The organism is Paraburkholderia humisilvae (genome assembly GCF_902859855.1).
Classification (GTDB): Bacteria; Pseudomonadota; Gammaproteobacteria; order Burkholderiales; family Burkholderiaceae; genus Paraburkholderia; species Paraburkholderia humisilvae.
The window spans coordinates 1-722 of the sequence record NZ_CADIKH010000446.1 but is presented as its reverse complement, the minus strand read 5'-3'; the positions used below and the strand labels follow the sequence as shown (position 1 = coordinate 722).

1 protein-coding gene and 1 pseudogene are annotated in these 722 nt (G+C 52.9%); one reads left to right on the top strand and one right to left on the bottom strand.

Going from position 1 to position 722, the window contains the following annotated elements; all coding sequences use genetic code 11:
- Positions 1-347 (top strand): integrase core domain-containing protein (locus HV796_RS42985; protein ID WP_175233644.1); only part of this gene is annotated, 347 nt, incomplete at its 5' end.
- 294 nt (positions 348-641) lie between these two features.
- Here HV796_RS42985 and HV796_RS42980 read toward each other — a convergent pair.
- Positions 642-722, bottom strand: a pseudogene (locus HV796_RS42980) (IS6 family transposase); the annotation flags it as partial.

Sequence of the window (722 nt, the reverse complement as noted above, 5' to 3'; positions counted from 1 at the left end):
GCAACGACAACCCGTACGCCGAGGCGCTGTTCCGCACGTGCAAGTATCGGCCCGACTACCCGCGCAAGGCGTTCACGAGCCTCGACGGGGCGCGTGCCTGGACGCAGCAGTTCGTGCGTTGGTACAACCACGAACACAAACACAGTGGCCTGAAATTCATCACACCGGCACAGCGTCATAACGGCCTCGCCACCGCAGTGCTGGCACAACGGGAAGCCGTCTACGCGCAGGCTAAGGCACGTAATCCGCAACGTTGGTCCCGCTCGACTCGCAACTGGGAATTGAAGGATGAAGTCTGGCTCAATCCGGAGCGCATGCCGCCGGCCGAACTAAAGCAGTCCGCTTGAAGTGACACGACAACTATGTTGACAAACACCGAAGGGCAGCTCTATTAAGCGAAACGCATCCGGTTTTAAACAATCATCAATCAACAAATCATCAGGATCACAAAACACGTACATAGCGATTTCTTGCGACTTGATTACTGCTATTAATAACATCACATCGTGTTATATCATAACATTCGAGATAATTTTCGAGTTATGCTGGAGACGAGATGCTGCTGCCTTTGACCGTCTCTTCCCGGTTCTGTCGCGATAAGACGGTGAGGCCGAAGTAAATCCCGATATGAATAGGACTGCTTATGCTATCAACGAATAGAACTGGACGGCAGGCGTCGCGGCGAAGCCATCGTTTCTCATCTGCCCTTTGCGGATCATGTG